This window comes from Planktotalea frisia (assembly GCF_001890925.1).
GTDB classification, from domain to species: domain Bacteria; phylum Pseudomonadota; class Alphaproteobacteria; order Rhodobacterales; family Rhodobacteraceae; genus Planktotalea; species Planktotalea frisia.
Window position 1 is genome coordinate 1 of the sequence record NZ_MLCB01000093.1, and the last position, 3,273, is coordinate 3,273.

At 46.6% G+C, this 3,273-nt stretch carries 4 protein-coding genes; all 4 read right to left on the reverse strand.

Translation table 11 applies throughout. From position 1 onward, the window contains the following. Positions 1–671: 671 nt before the first annotated feature. Complete coding sequence (locus PFRI_RS06320; protein ID WP_072629863.1) at positions 672–1,073, reverse strand: hypothetical protein; 402 nt, start codon at positions 1,071–1,073, stop codon at positions 672–674. Positions 1,074–1,270: 197 nt separating this feature from the next. Next, positions 1,271–1,819 carry a hypothetical protein gene (locus PFRI_RS06330; RefSeq protein ID WP_072629865.1) on the reverse strand — a complete coding sequence of 183 codons (549 nt, stop codon included), beginning with the start codon at positions 1,817–1,819 and terminating at the stop codon, positions 1,271–1,273. Positions 1,820–1,840: 21 nt separating this feature from the next. Continuing rightward, entirely contained in the window at positions 1,841–2,287 is a 447-nt protein-coding gene (locus PFRI_RS06335; RefSeq protein ID WP_072629866.1) for a hypothetical protein, read from the reverse strand. After that, on the reverse strand, positions 2,287–3,273 hold a 987-nt coding region (locus tag PFRI_RS06340), incomplete at its 5' end, for a helicase associated domain-containing protein (RefSeq protein WP_175549232.1). The genes PFRI_RS06335 and PFRI_RS06340, both read right to left, overlap by 1 nt.

A 3,273-nucleotide genomic window follows, 5' to 3' on the forward strand; every position in this document is an offset into this window, starting at 1 on the left:
TGAGGAACTGTAAACCTAGCTGAATGCAGGGCGTTTAGGCCTAGCTTGACTGTTTTGTGAGATCGGAGGGGAGATCGACTGCGTGCATGTTTATTGTCACTGAAGGATTCACATGCAGGCCTAAATGAAGTACTTTCTAAGTGATACTAGTATGCAGTAACATTACCCCACCCCTCCCTCATAGCAGAGCCTTACCGAGTAGTGCCCTAATAGGAATATACATGATAAAAGCTATCCCAACCAAAGATACCTTATCAAATGATACTGACCTTACATGGAGAGACAGGAGGTATCAGAAGTTCTACCAGATCGTGGATCAGCTTGTGCATGAAATACAGGAACATGTTTGGTTAGAAACGGGTAAGAGAAAGCGTAGGGTAAAAAGGGATAGCCTAGAGAAGCTGCATTACTCAGTGGAGTGCTTGGTTAGAGACTGTGTGACCGTGGTGTATGGCACGAAAAGAGTTGGTGAAGCTACTATTTTCCGAGGTCAATATCATTATGGAGCTAACCGCCCTGATCAGAACCACGGCTAAAACTGCTTGTCGGTTGTTCATTTCAGGTAAGTTCCTTGATTTGCTACAGCCCTGTTTTGTGAGAAGGGCCATAAACTCCAGAAGACTATCCCTTATTTAAGGAATGAGGGTGTTTCAGACGTTGTTTCTGCAAAATCAAAACTTCTGTTTTTCATTGACCTGCTCACATACCCCAGTGAAGAACAAATTGTCCTTAGAGTACTGGCCAAAAGGTGGGATACCCCACTCAGTCTCGAACTGCCCTGTGTATCTATCTACTCTCCCGACGCTTGCCCACACTGTTTCAGTTTTATCGCAGGTCCAATCATAGACCAAATCAGTACTTTTTAATCGGCAAGTTTGACTAAACTTATGGCTAAAATGTTCTACCTCATTTGCGTTTGGACTTACCCGATATTGTTTGATTACCCCGTTCGACAACGCACATTTGAGTGAAATAACTTTCTCATCTGATACCTGTGCTTGAGCAAGGCTTGCTATAACCACTAATGAAACAGCTAGGAACGATAATTTTGCTCTCATCTTCTTCTCTGTCACACTTCACCCTCTCTTATACCCAACACTCAGGTTATGATCTGTCTCACACGTATCCCCTGAGCAGCACTCAAAGATATTAGACTTACAGACGACACACTGCTCATGCCCGTGTACGACCACTGTGTTCAGCGGTGACTGACATCTAGGGCATCTTTGCTTATGGGCATTGGCAGGGTGCAGGTAGTTATCCATATCAGTCATGGCATGAAATCACTTAGTTTGAAGACTGGCTCACCTGACCCAATGCTGTTGAATGTCTTTGCGTAATCATCCCAAACGGCCACTTCATAACAATTTACGTTACTGGATGGTGTTTGACCGTTGGTGTTAACACATGCACCACCTGAACGTGGAACAATGACAACGACACTGTCTTCACTGACGGCAACTGACACAGGCTTAAACCCCTCTGTCTGAAAGCTGATCCCGTCTACGATTACATAAGATGTGCAACCGCTTGAACCGCACCATCCTGAGCCAATCTGCGGACAACGAGGATTAGCATAGAGGACCGTTGCTTCCTTGCCGTCAGCAGTGATGTCGATGTTGTAAATACTGCTCTCATCAAGCGTTATTTTAACGGCACTGAGTTCTTCAGCCTCTGACACAACTCCCATCGACTCCTGTTGGGCAGCTAAGCATTCGGCTTGGTAGTCGTCCAAGATGAATTGGAGGATGTTTTCTGTCGTCTCAGCATAGGTATGGGCAGGGACAAGCAATGTCAGGATTACGAAGTACTTCAGCATCGTATCATGTCCATCATCAGCTTAACCCCCAATCTTACCAATCAGAGGAGGCCAGTCGCACTGATAGCCTTTCCTTGGTAGACTAAGGTTAGCCTCAAAGTTGATGAGATCGTTCACACCAGAGTTCTTCATCTTCCATGCTTTGACTGGTGGTTGGTCCTCACCGAAGAACGTTACATCAACAAGCTCAATCCAAGACGGTAAGTTATCTGCACCCATAAACATGTCTGATACGATCATGTCAGACTTATCGCCTTGATCTGGGCCAACGTAGCCAAACGAGATTAGATCGTGGAGGATCCTATCCATGTCCTGACCAGACATCGTACCGAAAGCCATGAGTTCTCCATCAAAGTTACGGTAGGGATCAACCTGAGCAAACAGATGCTTCCATCCGTCTGTGCTGATGGGCTGCTTTACGTATGGACGTAGGATGAGTGAGATGAACGAGAGGGTCTGGATTGCCATTAGGTTTTGCCTTTCGAGGCATCCCAGACAAAGCCTATGTCATCCAATCTCTGTCTACGTTCAGCGGACATGCTGTCTTTGGTTGTTCGTTGCCAGCTCACCCATTTACCAAGGTTAAACCCCGAAATCGTCGCTCTCAAACGCACTCTGCAGTGACCTTCAGCTTCCTTGAACTGAGACAGCTTACTGAATCCTTCTTCCCAAGCTTCAGTCAAAGTGTCCCAGACAAAGCCAATGTCATCTAGTCTCTGTCTACGTTCAGGGGACATGCTGTCTTTGGTGTTTCTTTGTACTCCAACCCACCGGCCAAGACGAAAGCCGTCGAGTTGATAAGCTCGTGGCACTCTGCAATCCCCCTCACGCTCCTTGAACTGCTGAAGCTTACTAAAGCCTTCTTCCCACTTCTCAGTATATGCGTCCCAAATAAAGCCTAAGGCATCTAATCTCTGCTTCTGTTCAGAAGATAAGCTGTCTTTGTTTCTTCTTTGGACACCTACCCAACTCCCAAGGTTAAACCCATCCAGCTTAAAGAGATTAGGCACTCTGCAGTGCCCGTTGGCCTCCTTGAACTGAAGCAGCTTGTTGAATCCTTCCTCCCAAGCCTTAGCTAATTGGCCCCAAACAAACCCTGTTTCGCCTAATCGTTGTTTACGTTCAGGGGAGATGCTGTCTTTGTTTCTTCTTTGAGTGCCTACCCAACTCCCAAGATTAAAGCCCCCTTCTTTGTGTTTATTTGGAACCCTACAATCCCCCTCACGCTCCTTGAACTCAAGCAGCTTGTTGAATCCTTCTTCCCAAGCCACGATAAGAGGGTCCCAAATGAAGCCAATGTCATCGAGTCTCTGCTTACGTTCAGGGGATAGCCGGTCTGTCCTGCTTCTTTGAGTTCGAACCCAATTTCCAAGTCCGTAGCCACCAAGCTTAAAGTGTATGGGCACGTTGCAGTGACCCTCAGCCTCCCTGAACTGAAGTAGCTTGCTAAAGCC